Here is an 18027-nt window from a genome sequence, read left to right as displayed (position 1 = left end):
AATCCAATTTATGAATCAAGTCAACCTCTATCATATCGCCTATTCTCCGGAAACATTGCAGCAAGTCCCTTTGGGCTATGGGATATTGAACAATCTCGACTCTGAAAAGAATGATTGGCGCGAGTACTGGCCGATCAGAAACTTCTTACTCAAAGAAACGCTGGACGACGCTAGTTACTATGGTTTCTTTTCGCCGCGCTTCCAGGAAAAAACCGGCTTGACCCACGCACAGGTAACAGAATTTGTGCAAAACGCCGGCTCCGATATTGATTTGGTTTCATTCAGCCCGCAACCCGACATGGGAGCTTTTTTCCTGAATATTTTCGAGCAGGAAGAACTGTTTGAACCCGGCTTTACCGACGCGTGCGAGGCCTTCTTCAAAGCAATCGGCATGCCCTTGCCGCTGTCGGCGCTGGTGATGGATTCACGGCAAATCATATTCAGCAATTACTTTGTTGCCCGGCCGGCTTTCTGGCGCGAATGGCTGCGCATCAATGAACAACTGTTTGCGATTTGCGAAGGCCCCGATAGCGAACTAAAACAGGCGCTGATTCATGAAACACCGTATCCGGGCGCTGTACAGAGAAAAGTGTTCCTGATGGAACGCATCGCATCCGTGCTGCTTACCGTGAATCCGGCCTGGAAAGTGCGAGCTTACAACACTTTTCAGTGCGCCTGGTCGGCCAGCAGGCTGAATCAATTCAAGTTAGAGGCTGTGCTTAGCGATGCGTTGAAAATCGCAATCAAGGAACAGGGCTTTGCCGATTACCACGATGCTTTCGCGACAATACGAGACAGGTTAAGGTAAACAGGCTTCACTCAGGATTCAAAATGACTTCCATTTTTATAGCCAATCGTAACGATTACATAGTTGCCCAATCAATAATCGGGCATCAAGTGCTCAATACCGAATTCATTACCCAGTCTGCTGAAACGTATAACCTGTTGGAAACTCAAGGCCTGCCGAAGATCACGTTCGTCGATTCAATAGCGCTGGGACGCAACTCGCTGTCCAACTGCCATTATGAAGCGGACCGTATTGCCCGTACTTTCGATGCGAACCTGTCGGAGCTGCGCACGCGTCATTTCAATTTTGAAATATCTTCGCCGGGCTGGGATTATTTAAACATCTACTATATTGCGTTGACTGTGTTGCGCTGGAGACAATTTGCGCCGCTGCTGGCCGCGGCCTTGCCCGAACGGGACACGTTGGCGTTTTTTACGCTGGACAACGAACAAGATTTTTATTTTGATTCGGCCCTGCAACGGCAATTCCTGGCTGACGCGTTGCAGCAGGGGAAATTTAAAAACGCAAAGCCATTCTTAAGGGATGTAGGCCAACCTTTTGTCCAGAATGCGATGAACTTTACATTCGATTTGTCCGCCGATGCATCCGGTTCTTGTGAAGCCGTAGCTCATCTGCCTACGGTATATTACGACTATGAGTATCACCGTCAGCGTTTAGAGGCGCTGCATGGCGCTCAAGTCGTAGACCTGGCCAGCCCCTATTTCGATATACCGGTCGCACACAACCGCATAGGCTTGTTGTTCAGCGATAAAGCCCCTGTGCCATCGAGCTTAGCGGAAAGAAAATATCTGGACGAGGTTCGGCGCGTCACTGATGACTTATATCAAATCCTGTGTCCCGGCGCGGAAATCATTCCGGCCCAGGTAGAGCGCCAAGCCGCCAAATCCCTGTCGCAACTGAGGATCTTCAACCAGCTATGCACGGCTCCCGGATTCGCCAATATCCGGTATTTATACGTAAGCGATCATGATACCGGCTTGTCCGGCCCCTTAACGACCTGGGCCAATCTTCTGGACATCGCAACGGAAATTCATCCTCATTCTTCATTTTCAGTCACGCCGTTTCCGGTTGTGAAAGGCTGCCGCAAACATGGTTATGTACGCGCCCCTGACTCTTTCACCGAGCTGGGCAACAGCCGCTCGACCTGGGCTCACCCGTTAGTCATCGGCAGTCCTACGACCAGCGCTCCACTAGTCTTACTGCTGTTCAATGCGTTGACCGATCCGGGCGGCGTGCCGACCTGCGAATTTTCGACAATTGCAAAATTCACCTTCGACGCGCTCATGCTGTGCCAATCCCGGCAGGTGCCTTTCAAGATCAGGTCAAAGACCAGCTGGGATTTCAGCGGGATGCTGGCCAAGTATTTAAGTTTATACGGCGTCGACGCCAATATCATTGAATCGATCTTTGCGATAGGCCCTTTATCCGACTGGACGGAGCAAACTACCGTCTGCGTCGGCATCGACCAACCGACTACCGCATTGACCCAATTTTTGAACCAGGGAGTTACCTGTATCCATGCAATCGACCGCGAATGCACTGAAACCGAAATGCATACGCTGCCCTTGCGTGGCGTCTATTTAACTGATTACAATGGAGCGCTGGAAAAACTGAAAGTTCTATTATAGATGGATCGGCAAAGGAATCGCTCAGCATATCGTTCAATCTAATAAGGTCATGCATTTACACTATCAAATATCGGAGAGATTCATTGAATAATAGTTCCATCGACGCGGCGCCTGTCGCGGCTACACCCAATGTTCTGCTGGTGGGCGGTTGCGGATATATCGGCTCTTACCTGCACAACAAACTGATCGATTCGAATTTTAGCGTAACCGTATGCGACCGATTGGTACGTGGCAACCCTTCCCTGATTGATAATGTGCTCAATTGCGACTACGAGAGTCTCGACCCGACGTTTCTAAGCAGTTTCGATGCCGTCCTTTGGTTTGGCGGGCACTCAAGCGTTAGCCAGTCGGTGCTCGATCCGAAGGGGGCGCTATCGAATAATTGCCTGAACCTGTTTAACTTTGCCAAAAAGTTAAGTCCCGACACCAAGCTGATTTATGCGTCGAGCGGTAGCCTGTATTCGAATAAGTCGGCGCACGCTATTCCTGCCTCGGAGACGTCGCTGGCGACGATTCCATCGCAAAATCCCTACGATATTTCGAAGTTCGCGTTTGACTATATCGCCCAGAACTTCCTTGAGAATTTTTACGCCCTGCGTATGGGAACGCTGTCCGGCTACAGTCCAAATATACGTGAAGAATTGGTTTTCAACGCGATGAACTTGTCGGCAGTGCGAACCGCTCAAGTGCGATTGAAAAACAGTGAGTCAAACCGGACCATTCTGTTCCTGAGCGACCTCTGGGTATTGATTAAAAAACTACTGTTAACCAAACAGCAGCCCGGCATATTCAATGCCGGCAGCAACTCATTCAAGATGGGTGAGCTGGCTCACGCGATAGCCATGACGTGGGATGCCCAAGTACTATACGAGGGCGACTCGGAAACTTACTCATTCCTGCTCGATACGACAAAAATGAAAGCCATCTGCGGCAGCGAATTGCCCGTATCGGACCTACAAACCCGCTGCCGGGAATTCATCGCCGATTACCGTGCAGGAAAAGGATCAATCTAATGAACAGTTATTTCATCAAAGAATGCCTATGTTGCGGCTCATCCGAATTACGGATGGCGCTTGACCTGGGTATCCAGCCTCCAGCGAACAGCTACACCACGACCGCCGAAGAACGCGTTGCCGAGTTTCCGCTAGGGCTGAACGTCTGTAGCAACTGCTGGAATTCGCAGTTGAGCTACTGTGTCGACCGTAGAGAAATCTTCGACCAATATGCCTATGTCAGCGGCACATCCAAGACTTTAGGCGAGTTTTTCATTTGGTTCGCCGACGCGCTGGCCCAAACGCTGCCGTCCGGTGCGCGCGTGATGGAACTGGCAGCCAATGACGGCAGCCTGATACGCGAGATGCAACGCGTCGGTCTCGATTGTATCGGCATCGACCCGGCCGAGAATATAACCAAACTGGCGCAGGAGGCAGGGCTACCTATCCTCTGCGGTTACTGGCCGCAGGTTGCCGGCCAGGTCGAGGGGCTGTTTGACGCGATTATATGCATGAATGTTGTCGCGCACGTCGACAATCCGCTTCAGTTCTTGATCGGATGCCGCGAAAAGCTGAGTCCGGGCGGTGTCGTGATGGCACAACCTTCGCAGGCGCGGATGTTCGAACACAGCGAATTCGATACGATTTACCACGAACATATCTCTTTCTTCAATACACACTCGATGAAGCAATTGGCGGCGCGCGCCGGCCTGCGTTTGGTCGACTCGTTCCTGGTCAAGATTCACGGCGACAGCCCGGTCTATTTGCTGCAACATGCGGAAGCGCCTGTTGCGGCAGGTTTCCGGGACGCGTTCATGAAGGGTAACTTTGCGATTGCTGAAGATTTGACCGCCTATGAAGAACGAGTCAATTTATTCGACTGGAAAACCTACGAACAATTCGGACAGACAGCCCGTGAGGTGGTGCAACGCGTCGTCTCCATCGTTGAAGAGCAACGCGCTGCCGGGCGGGAAATTGTGTTTGTCGGCGCTGCCGCCAAGGCCATGACCCTGGTTAATGCTTGCGGCATCAAACCCGACTTGTTCCTTGATGAAAACCCGCTCAAAATCGGCTTGTTTGCGCCGGGTTCGGGCTCGCCTATTGAAGCACTGGAAGCTTGCGCTAAATTGAGCAAGCCCGCCTTCTTCGTATTTTCCGCATGGAATTTCCGATATGAACTGGCCGCCAAGGTCCGCGCCATCGGCGTGCCGGAAGGTTCGATATTTTATTCCTACTTTCCTGAAGCGGAATTTTTATAACCGCAAGCTCTCCACACTGAGAAATTTATGCGTACTGTTATCTGTCATTTTTATAACGAAGAATACCTGTTGCCCTGGTGGCTGAAGCATCATCTGCCCATGTTCGATTACGGCGTATTAATCGACCATGGTTCGACCGATAACTCGGCCGATATTTGCCGTCAGTTAGCGCCAAACTGGCGTCTCGTACGCAGCAGGCTCACCCATTTTGATGCTTACCAAACAGACCTTGAAGTCATGAACTATGAGCAGGAATTGGTTGGATGGAAAATAGCGTTAACGGTCAGCGAATTCTTGATGAGCAGCGTTCCTCTAAGCCAACTTGAGTCTTATCTGAAAGACATGGGCCGGATCGGTTGCGCGGCATCCGGCATGTTGGTGATCGATGAAAATCCAGACATAGAGGCGTCGCACGATTTACCGCTGCCGTTGCAAAAGCATCACGGCATCGACGATAACGCAATCACCTCGCAGGAAGAGCGCATAGCAATCGGCAATATAGGATTGCAGCCGACACGCAACCGTTTCTTCCATAACAATGCCGTCGGCCAGTATTACCCCGGACGGCATAGTTCCTTCTTGCCAGACTCCAGTTTCCGTGTGCTTAACTTAATGGTCTTCGTGTATCACTATGCGCCCTGGAATGCGCAGACAATCAAACGCAAAATGCAAATCGGGACCAAGCTCGATGCCAAGGATGTCGCGCGCGGCTGGGGAGTCCACCACCTCCGCGACGAAGCGACTTTGCAAAACGACTATTTACGGAAAAAAGAGGTGGCGTTTGATTTTATGAAATACGAGCATGCCCGAGATGCAATAGCATTGAATTGTAAGTACTGATTTATATAGCCGTTCAGCTTATGCCGGCTATACGTATAACACATGAATGCCAAAAGCAGGCTTCTGCTTTTGGCATTTTTCATTGTATCAAGCCGTTAGGCCTTAAACGCCGGCAGCGCGGTATTGTTATCGATCACACCGTGCGCCTGTAAATGGCGGGCGAAAGCCAGCAACAAATAATCGTTGTAGCGGCGGGAATAAATTTGTGCGCCGAACGGTAGTTCGTTCGGTCCGGTAAATACCGGCAAGTTCATCGTCGGCACGCCGCACAAAGTCCAGATCAGGCAGTTGTCGGGCCGGTCGCAAGAATCCAGGCCTTTCAATGCTTCGCCGCCGGTAGAAAGATCGACGATGATGTCGTAGCGCTGGCTCAAAATATCGTCAAGCTCATGCGCCAGCGCCGTCTGCGCCTCGACCGCTTGCCGGTATTGCTCCAGCGAGACCTGGTTGCCTCGCTGCACGATGTCGTACATGATCGAGCTGACCAGAGTCTGAGCGACAAATTCTTCCTTGAAATAATAAGCCAACGCACGATCATAAATCGTCGTATGTATCTCGTGCGCCTGCTGGAATGACGCCGGCAGCACGATGTCTTCCACTTCCAGGCCGGGCACCTTGGACAAGCGATGGCCGAATTGAATTAATGCCTGCTGGGCATAACTTTCCGCACAATCCCACTTCGGTCCTTGCAGCAAGCCGACGCGCCAAGAGCGGTTGCCGATGCTTCTCCGGGCCGGATCGTTCAGCGCTTCATGGGCAATCGGGAAATCGATGCCGTGCACGCGTATTGTCTCGAACAACAAAGCCAAATCGTCGACACTGCGCGCAAACATACCGACCGTATCTAACGAATCGGTCGTCTTCAACATGGCGGTCCGCGGCACCAGTCCGAACGAAGGCTTGAAGCCGTAAACGCCGCAATAGCTGGCCGGGCGAATGATCGAACCGGCGGTCTGCGTGCCCAGAGCCAGCGGCACCATATGCGCGGCAGTCGCGGCCGCCGAGCCGCTGGACGAGGTGCCGGGGATATAGTCGAGATGATGCGGATTGCAGGTCAGTCCGGGCGCGTGCACCGCGAATTCGGCGGTCACGGTTTTGCCGAGTATCACTGCATCGGCCATGCGCAGGTAATGCACGACGCGCGCGTCGTTGCCTGGCGTAAAATCCTTCCAGATCGGGCTGCCCATCTGGGTCGGCATGTCGGTGGTATTGAAAATATCCTTGACGCCGACCGGCACGCCGCACAGTTTGCCGGCTTGGCCGGACGCCAATTTACGGTCGGCTTCCTCGGCCTGTTTCAACGCCAGTTCAGGGTCCAGGTAGACCCAGGCATGAATGTCGTCCTCGTGTTGCGCGATGCTGTCGAGACACGAGCGGGTGACTTCGGCCGCACTCACTTCACGCGCTTGCAACAAGTCAATCAGTTGCGTGGCGGTATATTCGGATAACGGCTTCATATCGGTCTGTGCGCTCATGGTTTCACCTGCGAACGGCGGTAGTTTTCAATGGCGGCGCTGAATTTTTCATCGGTCAATGTCTCGATGCCGAGGTCGCGCCGATGCTGCGCCATAACGATCTCGAATTCTTCATTGCTAAAACCGGTGATTTGCAAATACCAATCGAGAGCGGGCGGACGCTCTGTATCGCTTTTCTTGGCAAGTTCGAACGCTTCTTCGCGCGTCAGCAAGCCGGCCCGGACGTCGACGCTGGCGTGATCGGTGCCGCGCCCGAAGCCGCGCTTCAAAAATTTGGTATAGTCGTGCACGCCGGCCATTTTGCATTCGACACTTTTGTAATGCTTGTAAGTCCCTTCGACTTTATCTTCGCGCCAGCCGTAAACGTCGCGCACAAACTCCATTTGCCGCTCGTCGTCCCAGAAAATAAAGTCGCCAAGATGAATGCCGACCACGCCGACCGCTTCGATTTCCTCGACCGAAGGCAGCTTGAATCCCGACAGCTCTCGTAGGCTGATACTGTCGCAAACCATTTCTTCCGGATAACGTTTGGCCGAGACTTTGGTGAAATAATCGCGGTCGAATTTGCGCACCGGATTGCGGTGCGTGGCCCGGCCGGACGTTTCGGCAATCGATTCGCCCCAGATCATTAGCGGAATTTTGTATTTAACCGCGATCTGCATCGGGAACGCGCCGACGCCGGAATGACAATGCCAACAGGCATCGCCGATTTTGAACAACGATTGCCGGGCCAAACGGTTAACCAGCGAACGGTTCGGCGTAAACATAATGTGGTCGACGTCGAACTGCTCAAGGCAATTCTGCAGATTGTATTTCCCGGTTTCGCTAAACCAGTTGTGGCTGAACGTGACCGCCAGCGCGCGCATGCCGTAGACTTTGGTCAGCACATGCAACTGGAACGTGCTGTCCTTGCCGCCGCTGATCGGTATGATGCAATCGTACTCATTGTTCAGGCTTTTGTAATAATCGAGCAGGTTCGACAATTCTTTTTCGCGCTCAACCCAATTGATGCGGATTTTTTGTTCCGAAGACTGACACGCCTGGCAAATGCCCATTTCATCGAACTGCATGCCTTCGTTCGACTCCGGCATGCAGCAGCGGGCGCAATAGCGCATTTCGGGGAAAAGTGGCTGACCGTAACTCGTAGTATTCATATGAGACCTATTTTAATAGCATGATTCATTGTTCAGGTTCGCGACAGTAAAGCAGACAAGCGAATGATTTCAGGATGCGGCAAAACGCAAGCCGGCGCCCACGGCGGGATCGAACAGATAACTTTGCGTCCTGCGGCCAACGCGATCACCATCGCATAAGTCTGGCAGCCGACTACCAGCGTCGACCACGCCAGCGACTCGGCCAACGTCGGCGCGCGATCGATTGTGATTGGCAGATTGCGTTGGCGAGCCAGCCATTGCTCGTATTTGCCGACAGGATCCGACGGATGCGGCCTGAGCCGAATCTGCACATCGTTATGCAGTTGCAGCAAAGGTAAATTTTCAACAAAGAAATCGAGCGCCGCAAACTCGCCCGGAACTTCAGTCTGTCCCCATGCCTGGCGTATCGGCTCCAGCACATACAACAGCCGGTCGTTGTTTTGCCGAACGGCGGCTCGCTGAATCCGTTCGACTTCACTGACCAAGCCGGCAAGATAAGCATTCTCTTGCCGCACAATGTTGATAGCCGGAAATAGCGTTAGCGCGATAGTCCGGGCATGGGCATCGCTGACCCAAATTTCATCGGGCAGAATCTGTTCGCCGTCACGGATGAAGCGCTCGCGGTAATTGGTCCAATGATCGATCACGGCAATTGATTTGATGCCCAATTGACGGGCCAACCGCCGGGCCTCGTGCTCGATAGAGCTGGCCCATCCGCTCCCGCTCAATAAGGTCTTAACCCCGGCAAGCGCCTCATTCAGCTCCAGCTGCGGGCGGCCGTCAAATTGCTGCCGCCACAGCGCCAACGCCGGCCCGGCTAGACAGGGGACAATGTCCGGATGCCGATTCGCTTGTAACCAAGCGAAGATATGATTAGCCGCGCCGGCATCGTAGGCAACGACAGCGATAGGGGCTTCTAAATCGGAGAACACTGGGAATTGAACCTGGCGAAATAAAGTATGTCTTCCGGCTTGCCGTAGACCAGCTCTTGACCTTTCCTGACGCCGTCCGGCTGCATGCCGGCGCTTTCCATGATTCTCACCATCGCTTTGTTGCAGCGCAAGGTGCCGCCGGTCACTTTCCTGATGCCGGACCGGAACAAGTAAGCCATCAGCGTCTCCCAGGCATCTTTACCGAAGCCTTTTCCTTGCGATTGCGATCCGATCAATAAGCCGATGTCGGCAGTCTGGTGAACTTTGGACACATAGGCGGTCATCGTGCCGACCAGCTGGCCGTCGTCAGTAATCGCGAGGAACAAATTGTCGCTGCCTTGGAATGAGGCCAAATAATCGCGGCAACTGGCGGCGCTATGGCTACGGAAACGCTGGTTGCTGAATTTCATCAGCTCGGGGTCGCTGAGCCAGCCAATATAAACCGGCGTAATATCGGCCCCGGTAAATGGCCTTAGCGTGACCAAGCGTCCGGCTAACTGTAAATCAAGTTGTTGCACCCGTCTCTCCCGGCTTGTTCAACATTAACAATGCTATAAAGACTGCAATTCCGCCTTGTTCGATAATACTTTTTTGATCGCCGCGACGAAATCGTCAATATCGCTTTCAAGCAGCGGTTCGCGCATCAACGGCGTAAAGATCAATTCTTCATCATACATGCGCTCGACCACGGGACAGATGCCTTTCTGGTAACTGTACTCAACCCCGGGATTCATGCTCCACGGAAAGCCCTTCGGTCCTAACGCGATCTTTTTCTGATACAACGGCGCCAGATACAATGGTCTGACATAGGCCTCAGCCCAGCCTGTCTGCTCCCACACTTCCGGCGCCGGCAACTCGGCGTTGACCGCCTTGATGAACGCGTTGCGCGGTATGCCGGTTATTTTTGCATCGTATTTGACCGGATATAAATAATAGGCGTGCTCGGCGCCGTCAGCGACCTTAGCCGCAGTCAAGCCGTCGATGCCTGCCAGCTGTGCGCCGAAATAGGCCGCCAAACGGCGTCTATGCAGCAAGCAGTCATCCAAGCGGTCGAGCTGCGCGCAACCGATTGCTGCTTGCAGTTCGGTCAGCCGGTAATTCGATCCGATCATATTGCTCAGGTCTTCGACTTGCTGAAACTCAACCAAATTTTCGGCATGGTTGCGAATCAATTGGCAACGCAAAGCCAATTGATCATCGTTAGTCACCAGCATGCCGCCTTCGCCGGTATGAATATGTTTGTGATAGTTCAGGCTGAAACCGCCGATATCGCCTATTGCGCCGACCGGCTTGCCTTTGTAGTAAACGCCCGGCGCTTGCGCTGCGTCTTCGATGACTTTCAATTGATGCCGCCGGGCCAGCTCCACGATCGGGTCCATATCGGCGGCTTGGCCGAAGATATGCACGACCATGATCGCTTTGGTCCGAGGACTAATGCAACGCTCGATGGTTGCGGCACTGATGTTAAAAGTATCGGGATCGATGTCGGCAAAAACGGGAATGCCACCATAAAACAGGATCGCTGTCGCGCTGGCCGACATCGTGTACGGCGAAACGATCACCTCGTCGCCCGGCGAGATGCCGATCGCGCCGACAGCCGTCATCAGGCCCGTGGTCCAGGAGTTGACCGAAATCGCATGAGCAAAGCCGTATTTTTCGGCCCATTTACGCTCGAACTCCTGCACTTTGGAGCCGCCCAACCAATGCGGACCGGGACTACCGAAAAAGCCTGACAACACGCCACTGTCCATGACCTCGACGACGGCTTGTTTTTCGGCTTCGCCCATCGTGCGGCGGGCCGGGAACGCCTGTCCCCGTGTGACTACGCCACCTGCAATTGCTAATTCAGCCAAAATTATCTCCCTCTCATATTATGTCTGTTGCCAACGAAGCTATATCGACCCATCGTCCCCCCTCCTTCTCCGACAAAATCACCGCTTCGACGGCCAGCGCAGTAAGTAGCGCCGTATGCACATCGCAGCTAGATTCGTCGATTTGGCCTAACGCAAGCTGCAATGCTTCGTCGGCCATCATATCCATCGCTTCCATCGCTCTGGCGGTTAAACTGACCGGCTCTCCGGGTATTATATAGCCGCCATAGTGCGGATCGTCCCGGAGCTGCGTATAGCTCAGTTTTCGTCCTCCCAATGCAAGCTCGCAGATTGCCCGGCTGCCGATAACACGTAACTCAAAACAGGTAAAAGCCCTCTGGTCGGTGCCGAGCATGGTCAGGTGGAACTGCACTCCGTGATCATTGGCAAACACAACTTGGGCGTCGAGCGTATGATCCTTCCCGCCCGACCAAAGCGCTTCCTGCGACTCCAAGGGCGAGCCTAAAGATCTTGCCTTGACCGGTATTGAGTCGGATAGAAAAGCTGCCAAGTCGATCATATGGGAGCCATTGTTGGTGATGCCTTTGCCGTAGACGCCGACAATACGCTGAATCGTGCCAAAATCGCCGCTGCCCAGTTTATCTCGCAACTGGCGCATGCTTGGGTCCCAATGTCTTGAAAAATTAACTATGGATTTAACTTTAGCCATAGTGATTGCAGCAACCAGCTTCTTGCTTTCGTCCAGCGTGGATGCCAACGGCTTTTCAATCACCAACACCTTGACATTGGCTACCAGCACTGTCGCGATAATAGACCAGCGAGCCGCGCTGGATGTCGCGACAACAACCAAGTCAATCGGATTTTCGGCAAACAGTCGATCAGGATCGGTATAGGCTCGCGCGCCCCATCGCTGCGCAGCTTGTCCGGCCTTGTCCGGATCTTGGTCGCAAACAGCGACCAGCCGGGCATCGGGATGTTTCGAAAAACCTGCCGCATGGGTCAACGATACGGATGGTGTCTGCACAGCAGCATCCCATTGAGCTCCGATTAGGCCGCAACCGATGATTGCCACATTGACAGGCATACCGTCAGCCATTATTTAATTTTTTCATGGTGTACAGCCACACCAATATCGACATGGCTCGCAATATTTTGTAATTCGCCGCAAACTTGCGCGCGAATCTCGGTATATCCTGACGATCGCGAGTGATGACAGACATTTCAATATAACGGCAACCATTGACCAAAGAACGCACAGCCAACTCGGTACCTATCGATTGAAAACTGTCGAAATGCCCGGCCTTGCTATATAGTTCGAGAGAATAGCCCTTCATTCCGCACAACGGATCGGAAATATTCCACAAACGCTTGGTACAATGAGCAAAAATCACTTCCCCTATGCGCTGATAACGGTCGCGCACGCCAAGCACCAATTCATAACCCTGATCCAGGTAATCGATCAGCTCCTGCAATTGGGCCGGGTTATGCTGACCATCCGCATCGATTGTAATTGCATAGGCGCATCCTAGAGCTGCGGCGCGAGCAAAACCCGAATTGAGGGCTCCATCGTAGCCGCGATTTTGCTCGTGCGTTACGACTTCGGCACCAGCCTCGCGAGCCAAATCCGCCGTTGCATCGCTCGAGCCATCGTCGACCACGATAGGCAAGCCATAGTCTTTGACTCGCGTTAGCACTCCGCCTATCGTTGCCGCTTCGTTCAAAGCGGGGACGATAATAGCTATGCGAGATCGTTCCATTTTAAATACTCGCCTGATTTAATGTCATGTGCAAGCCGCCTACCCACTACTTGCGCGATCATTGCAGGAGAAATCGCGTCGACCGGACAAGGGCGCAGCACTGTCAAATGCTCTCGCGTCAATTCAGTACCGGCAGGCAAATCCTGTAGCAAACGTATCGAGCGGCGTTGCAATACGGAGGTCTCGACTTCGTTGGCTTCGATCCGTTTGATGCCGCTGCCCAATGCATTTTCGAGTTCGCGGACCGCCTCAACCATCGTTTTCCATGCTTCAGGCGTCATGGAGAAGCCGTGATCGGGTCCATCGCGATGAATATCGTCGGTGAAATGCTTTTCAATCATTCGGGCGCCTAGCGTAACCGCGCCCAATACCGTGGCGTGACCGAGCGTGTGATCGCTCAAACCGAGAACCATGTCGGGATACATAGTCCGGTAACATTTCAGCACATTCAGTTGAATGTATTTGAAGTTCTCAAGATTGGCCGTGTAATTCGTATTGCATTGCATCAACGCAATCTGCGGATTGATCGCTAAGGCCGCGTCTACAGCCCTGCCCACGTCGTCCATGCTGGACGCACCGGTTGCGATAATGTACGGTTTCTGCTTGGCGGCAATATGTTCGATGATTTCCAGCCAGGTAATATCGCCTGAGCCGATTTTAAACGCCGGCACATAGGGTTCGATATGATCGACCAGGGCCTTATCGTAAGGGCTGGTGAAAAAACAGATTCCAGCCTTGTCGCAAGTCTCTTTCAGCGTCGCAGTCCACATCAGAGGTACGCTTGCATCCTGATACACTTCAACAACGCTTTTTTTCCATTTGGCTTGGTGCGACTGCTGTTGACCGAGCGCCTTAAAACCCACGTCACTGACAATCGTAGTTGCTTTAAAATGCTGAAACTTCGCAGCATCGGCACCAGCCTCGGCTGCCATGTAAATGAGGTCTTTGGCGCGTTCCAAGTCTCCATCATGGTTCGCGGCAATATCTGCAATGAAATAAGTTGGGTAGGTATCACCTATCAATTTACCGGCGATGTTCAAAACGCGATCAGGCTGATTCAAGATATTGACTCCGTATTGAGATGATTTCATCGATGAGTTTAGGTAGCTGGAGACCGAAATGTTGCTCGAATTGACTGCTATCCATGCGCATATCTTTCGGCCTATGTGCCTTCAGCGTTGTCATGTCGCTCAAACGAATGCGCCGCATGGTTTGTCTGGGCAGGCCAAGCTCTTCCGCCAATGCATAAGCAAAATCCGCTTTACTTAACCCATCGCGAGAGCCTAGATTGAATATACCAAGCGGCCTCTGCTGCACTACGAGCTCGATCATGTTGCACAAGGTAGAGCTTGAGAGCGGGGAAAACAACACATCCTCGAACACTTGCAACGGCAGCTGCTGATGCAAGCTCTGATAAATCCAGTCACTAAAACTGACTCTCTTGGTACAACGGCTGCGTCCGAAAAAATTAGTGCGTAAAATGGACGAATTGACACTCGCTGCCGCGATTTCCGCCGCGATTTTGGAAAATGCGTAGCTGTTGCGGATAGTAACTTCAGTTTCCCGGTGCGGGCCTAAGGTGTCATAGAGTTGATCGGTTGAAATCTGTATCAAGTGGCAATCGCTAGTTTCCCGTTTGATCCAACAACATAGATTTTGGACGGTAACAACGTTAAGCAAGTAGGCGCTATGAGGATCAAGCTCACAGGTATCGACATTGGTTAATCCGACCAAGTTGATAATACAATCAGGTCGACATTGCTCCAGCATAACGGCCGTCTCGGCATAGCTGCATAGATCTGCCTGCACCTGTGCAGTGGAGTGAAATCCATGTCGTGTCACAATATAGCCGCGTGCTTCAAGCTCCGGCACTAAAGTACAGCCGAGTAGCCCGGTTGCACCGGTAACGAGTATATGGGTAGTCAAAAGTTTTTTAACAAGATAAATATATTAGATGCTACTTGGAAATACTTTATATTCTGAGCCATGTTGAATGTCAACCCGCTGTTACTGAAGCCGCGCTCTATAACGATTACGGTTCCGAAGACTACATAAGCTTTTTCAAAGCGGAGCCAGACATAACGTTATGCGCGAATTTTGAGACGATTGATATTAAATAATTTTTGTAAGTTTACTTATCGTTATCCGTAGGAAGGAGACATGGTTGAACTCTAGCCTAGACATGCTTATTTGATATCCCCGTTCTTCTTGAGCGCCTCATACATCACTTCCGCCCGCTTCCAATCTTCCGGTGTATCAATGTCCTGCACCATATGCCGTGGCAGGATATAAGCCATAGAATCAGTAGAGAAAAATATTTTCTCGCTCATATAGGTATCGGCTGAGCCCCAATAAAACTGGCCTGCATCCTGATACGCTTCTTCCAGGTCTTGAGAACGGATCATGTAATTTTGCGGTTCAAACATTTCAACCAAGCCAGTCGGCTTGACCTTGAATGCGCGCTGGATCGGAAACGGGAAAGTAGTAGCACTAAAGACATAGCCAGAAACGTTTCTATCGATCAACAATTTATAAGCATTCCGCAAAGCTTCGGCTTGAATAAACGGGGCTGTCGCATAAATACAACAGACATTGCCAACCTTGCCGATATGCTCTTGCGCCCATTCGACTGCCTGTTTGATGACAGGAACAGTAGTAGCATGATCGTTCGCCAGTTCCGCCGGACGCTCAAAAGGAGTCTGTGCTCCCCAAGCATTGGCAATCTCGCGAATTTGTTCATCATCAGTACTGACAATGATATGATCGAATAAACCACAAGCTTTTGCGGCCTCTATTGAATACGCGATTAACGGCTTGCCGCAAAAATCGCGTATATTTTTTCGCGGAATTCTCTTACTACCGCCCCTGGCAGGAATAATTGCGATATTCATTTAATTATCCTCTAACGAATAATTCAGGTATTTGCTAATTTAAGCCTCATATCCTTGCTCGATCAGGAGGCGCAATCCTTCCACGTCGAGCACCTCGGTATTAGTACCAGAGCTGTATTCAAATCCCCCAACCACCGGCACTCCTATCTCACCCAAGTTATTGCATGCAAAGTCGGGACGAGTATTGAAGACTATTGATGGCTTGATCACAAAATGATCGTGGAACGCCAGCGTCAGATGAGAATCGTCGAAAGGACACATGACTTCATGTAATTTTTCACCGGGACGAATACCGACTATTTTCATTGGTAAGCTTGGGGCCATCGCACTGGCTAACGCAACTATTGTAGCCGACGGGATCTTCGGCACAAAAATTTCCCCGCCGTGCATACGTTCAAAATTCTTGATAACAAAATCGACACCTTGCTGCAGAGTAATCCAGAAGCGAGTCATACGTTCGTCCGTAATAGGCAATTCAGTAGCTCCGTCATTAAGCAGTTTTTGAAAAAACGGAATAACCGAACCACGCGACCCCACCACATTGCCGTAGCGCACCACAGAAAATTGCGTCTTCCGCTCGCCGACCATATTATTGGCCGCGACGAATAACTTATCCGATGCCAGCTTAGTAGCACCATATAAATTAATAGGATTAGCTGCCTTGTCGGTGGAGAGCGCAATAACTTTTTCGACACCTGCCGCTAGCGCCGCCTGAATCACATTTTCCGCGCCGTAGATATTAGTTTTAATACACTCCATAGGATTGTATTCGGCCACAGGAACATGTTTCAGTGCCGCAGCGTGAATCACATAGTCGACGCCATCCATCGCTTGCTTGAGGCGCGATTGATCGCGCACGTCACCAATAAAGTAGCGCATTTGCGACGCATTAAATATCTGCGCCATATCGTACTGTTTCAGTTCGTCTCGCGAATAAATGATGACTTTTTTCGGCTGAAAGCGCGCCAGAATAGTCTTCACGAACTGCTTGCCAAATGAGCCGGTTCCGCCAGTGATGAGAATACTTTTATTGTTGAGCATCAGGTCTTCCATTCAAAATTATATAGACCAACATAAAAATGACGGCAAGACCTACCGGTCTTGCCGTCATAATCATTAAAACGACTGTTTTATAATATTATGTCATTTTGAAGCTAAAAAACCAGTCTTGGTCGGATCCTGAGCTTCTCCCAGTGACTGTCCGCCAATTGCCGCTTGCAGAGGACTGGAGGATTGGCCTGCGTTAGCAATCAAGTTTCCATTACTATCGAAGTTCTTCAACGTATCAACCAGTCCTCCTACACTAACAGCAACTGCCTGACTCTCCGCCGATGAATACGAGCTGGACATTGTCAACGAATTGGCCGGATCGCCTACTGGACCGGATTGCGAATCATCAAATGCTGCAATCGCTTGAGTTAGGTCGCTAACTTTAGTCCGCAAATCCTGATTCTTATCTGCAACAAACCAGACATCCGCCATATCATGACTCGCTCCATCGGAAGTCTCATAGCTGGAAGTCAAACCGACCAAGTTACCGTTATCCTTAATGTAAGCTTTTTCAGCATTTAGATTTAGCTTAGAGATACCTAAAGAATCAAGTGTAAACAGTTCATCGTTTTCGCTAATACCGTCAGAATTTCTGTCTACCCAAACTTTTAGTTCTTTCCACGCATCGTCTGCTTTAGTGATTGCTCCATCATGATTACTGTCCAGCTCGCTCAAAGCCGCGTAACCATCCTTCGCTTTCTCGCCGTTGGCAAGCGTTGTAGAACTTCCGAAGAGCTCGGAACCGTCATCAATTTTACCATCATGATTACGATCCAATGCTAGAAGCCCGTCTGATGAAGAAACCCATCCTGTATCGACTTTTCTGCCCGTCGCAAATAAGTCAAATGTCGTGCCTAATGAAATACTGAGTGTTTTTACACCATCGCCATTCAAATCTAAAACTACAGGGGTACCTAAATGCAAACTCGCCACTTGAGAAGTTGATAGGGCAGCAACCTGACTAGATGTTAATGCCTCAACCTGCTTAGTACTCAACGCCGCCACCTGTGAAGTGCCCAGAGCCGCAACATTGGAAGTTCCCAACGCCACAATTTGGCTAGTCTTCAACGCGAGCAGATCGGAGGTCTGCAGGACAATGGCTTGCGAGGTACCTAAAGCCACAATAGCTGCGGTGGACAAGGCTGCTACTTGCGCGCTAGCCAACGCCACAACCTGCGAAGTGGTCAATGCCGCCACCTGCGACGTGCCCAAGACCGCGATGGTTCCCGTACTAATCGCCGCCACCTGTGACGTGCCCAGAGCCGCGACATTGGAAGTTCCCAACGCCACAATCTGGCCGCTCCTCAACGCCGCCACGTCGGAGGTCTCCAGGACAATGGCTTGCGAGGTACCCAAAACCGCGATAGCTGCGGTAGACAAGGCTGCTACTTGCTTCGTGGCCAACGCCA

Annotated in this window: 16 protein-coding genes and 1 pseudogene; 5 read left to right on the top strand and 12 right to left on the bottom strand. The window is 51.5% G+C overall.

Translation table 11 applies throughout. From position 1 onward, the window contains the following. Positions 1 to 10: 10 nt before the first annotated feature. The 5 genes from EKO24_RS08020 (at position 11) to EKO24_RS08000 (ending at position 5527) form a co-directional block, all read left to right on the top strand. Positions 11 to 808 (top strand): hypothetical protein, encoded by a 798-nt coding sequence (locus tag EKO24_RS08020; RefSeq protein ID WP_127030252.1) that lies wholly within the window; start codon positions 11 to 13, stop codon positions 806 to 808. A 23-nt stretch (positions 809 to 831) separates the two neighbouring features. Continuing rightward, positions 832 to 2436, top strand: coding sequence for a hypothetical protein (locus EKO24_RS08015; RefSeq protein ID WP_127030253.1), 1605 nt, complete (start codon positions 832 to 834; stop codon positions 2434 to 2436). Positions 2437 to 2519: 83 nt separating this feature from the next. Beyond that, positions 2520 to 3449 (top strand): NAD-dependent epimerase/dehydratase family protein, encoded by a 930-nt coding sequence (locus tag EKO24_RS08010; RefSeq protein ID WP_161990586.1) that lies wholly within the window; start codon positions 2520 to 2522, stop codon positions 3447 to 3449. Continuing rightward, complete coding sequence (locus EKO24_RS08005; RefSeq protein ID WP_127030255.1) at positions 3449 to 4687, top strand: class I SAM-dependent methyltransferase; 1239 nt, start codon at positions 3449 to 3451, stop codon at positions 4685 to 4687. Before EKO24_RS08010 ends, EKO24_RS08005 begins: the two co-directional genes overlap by 1 nt. A 27-nt stretch (positions 4688 to 4714) precedes the next feature. Next, the gene (locus tag EKO24_RS08000; RefSeq protein ID WP_127030256.1) at positions 4715 to 5527 is read left to right on the top strand and encodes a glycosyltransferase family 2 protein; all 813 of its coding nucleotides are present in this window, start codon (positions 4715 to 4717) and stop codon (positions 5525 to 5527) included. 95 nt (positions 5528 to 5622) lie between these two features. Here the strand turns inward: EKO24_RS08000 and EKO24_RS07995 are convergent, their stop codons facing one another. The 12 genes and pseudogenes from EKO24_RS07995 to EKO24_RS07940 all read right to left on the bottom strand — a co-directional run. Continuing rightward, positions 5623 to 7002: an amidase gene (locus tag EKO24_RS07995; RefSeq protein ID WP_127030257.1), complete on the bottom strand. Its 1380-nt coding sequence runs from the start codon at positions 7000 to 7002 to the stop codon at positions 5623 to 5625. Continuing rightward, the gene (locus EKO24_RS07990; RefSeq protein ID WP_127030258.1) at positions 6999 to 8156 is read right to left on the bottom strand and encodes an N-acetyl sugar amidotransferase; all 1158 of its coding nucleotides are present in this window, start codon (positions 8154 to 8156) and stop codon (positions 6999 to 7001) included. The genes EKO24_RS07995 and EKO24_RS07990 overlap by 4 nt, the downstream gene beginning before the upstream one ends. A 32-nt stretch (positions 8157 to 8188) precedes the next feature. Continuing rightward, positions 8189 to 9088, bottom strand: coding sequence for a glycosyltransferase family protein (locus tag EKO24_RS07985; protein WP_127030259.1), 900 nt, complete (start codon positions 9086 to 9088; stop codon positions 8189 to 8191). Then, positions 9073 to 9606: a GNAT family N-acetyltransferase gene (locus EKO24_RS07980; RefSeq protein ID WP_127030260.1), complete on the bottom strand. Its 534-nt coding sequence runs from the start codon at positions 9604 to 9606 to the stop codon at positions 9073 to 9075. Before EKO24_RS07980 ends, EKO24_RS07985 begins: the two co-directional genes overlap by 16 nt. Before the next feature lie 33 nt (positions 9607 to 9639). Then, positions 9640 to 10941, bottom strand: coding sequence for a DegT/DnrJ/EryC1/StrS family aminotransferase (locus EKO24_RS07975; protein ID WP_127030261.1), 1302 nt, complete (start codon positions 10939 to 10941; stop codon positions 9640 to 9642). A 13-nt stretch (positions 10942 to 10954) separates the two neighbouring features. Further along, complete coding sequence (locus EKO24_RS07970; RefSeq protein WP_127030262.1) at positions 10955 to 12016, bottom strand: Gfo/Idh/MocA family protein; 1062 nt, start codon at positions 12014 to 12016, stop codon at positions 10955 to 10957. Next, on the bottom strand, positions 12009 to 12677 hold the full coding sequence (locus EKO24_RS07965; protein WP_127030263.1) for a glycosyltransferase family 2 protein: 669 nt from the start codon (positions 12675 to 12677) through the stop codon (positions 12009 to 12011). The genes EKO24_RS07970 and EKO24_RS07965 overlap by 8 nt, the downstream gene beginning before the upstream one ends. Next, positions 12659 to 13738 (bottom strand): N-acetylneuraminate synthase family protein, encoded by a 1080-nt coding sequence (locus EKO24_RS07960; RefSeq protein ID WP_206667235.1) that lies wholly within the window; start codon positions 13736 to 13738, stop codon positions 12659 to 12661. Before EKO24_RS07960 ends, EKO24_RS07965 begins: the two co-directional genes overlap by 19 nt. Further along, positions 13725 to 14603, bottom strand: a complete 879-nt coding sequence (locus EKO24_RS07955; protein WP_161990585.1) for a dTDP-4-dehydrorhamnose reductase family protein — start codon at positions 14601 to 14603, stop codon at positions 13725 to 13727. The genes EKO24_RS07960 and EKO24_RS07955 overlap by 14 nt, the downstream gene beginning before the upstream one ends. A gap of 260 nt (positions 14604 to 14863) precedes the next feature. After that, the gene (gene pseF, locus EKO24_RS07950) at positions 14864 to 15568 is read right to left on the bottom strand and encodes a pseudaminic acid cytidylyltransferase (protein ID WP_127030266.1); all 705 of its coding nucleotides are present in this window, start codon (positions 15566 to 15568) and stop codon (positions 14864 to 14866) included. 39 nt (positions 15569 to 15607) lie between these two features. After that, on the bottom strand, positions 15608 to 16621 hold the full coding sequence (gene pseB, locus EKO24_RS07945; RefSeq protein WP_241674434.1) for a UDP-N-acetylglucosamine 4,6-dehydratase (inverting): 1014 nt from the start codon (positions 16619 to 16621) through the stop codon (positions 15608 to 15610). Positions 16622 to 16711: 90 nt separating this feature from the next. Further along, a pseudogene (locus EKO24_RS07940) lies at positions 16712 to 18027 on the bottom strand (hypothetical protein); the annotation flags it as partial.

Origin of the sequence: Candidatus Methylobacter oryzae, from assembly GCF_003994235.2 — a bacterium.
GTDB lineage: Bacteria > Pseudomonadota > Gammaproteobacteria > Methylococcales > Methylomonadaceae > Methylobacter_A > Methylobacter_A oryzae.
Note: the sequence above shows the minus strand (reverse complement) of the source record. Positions and strands in the feature narration are given on the sequence as shown.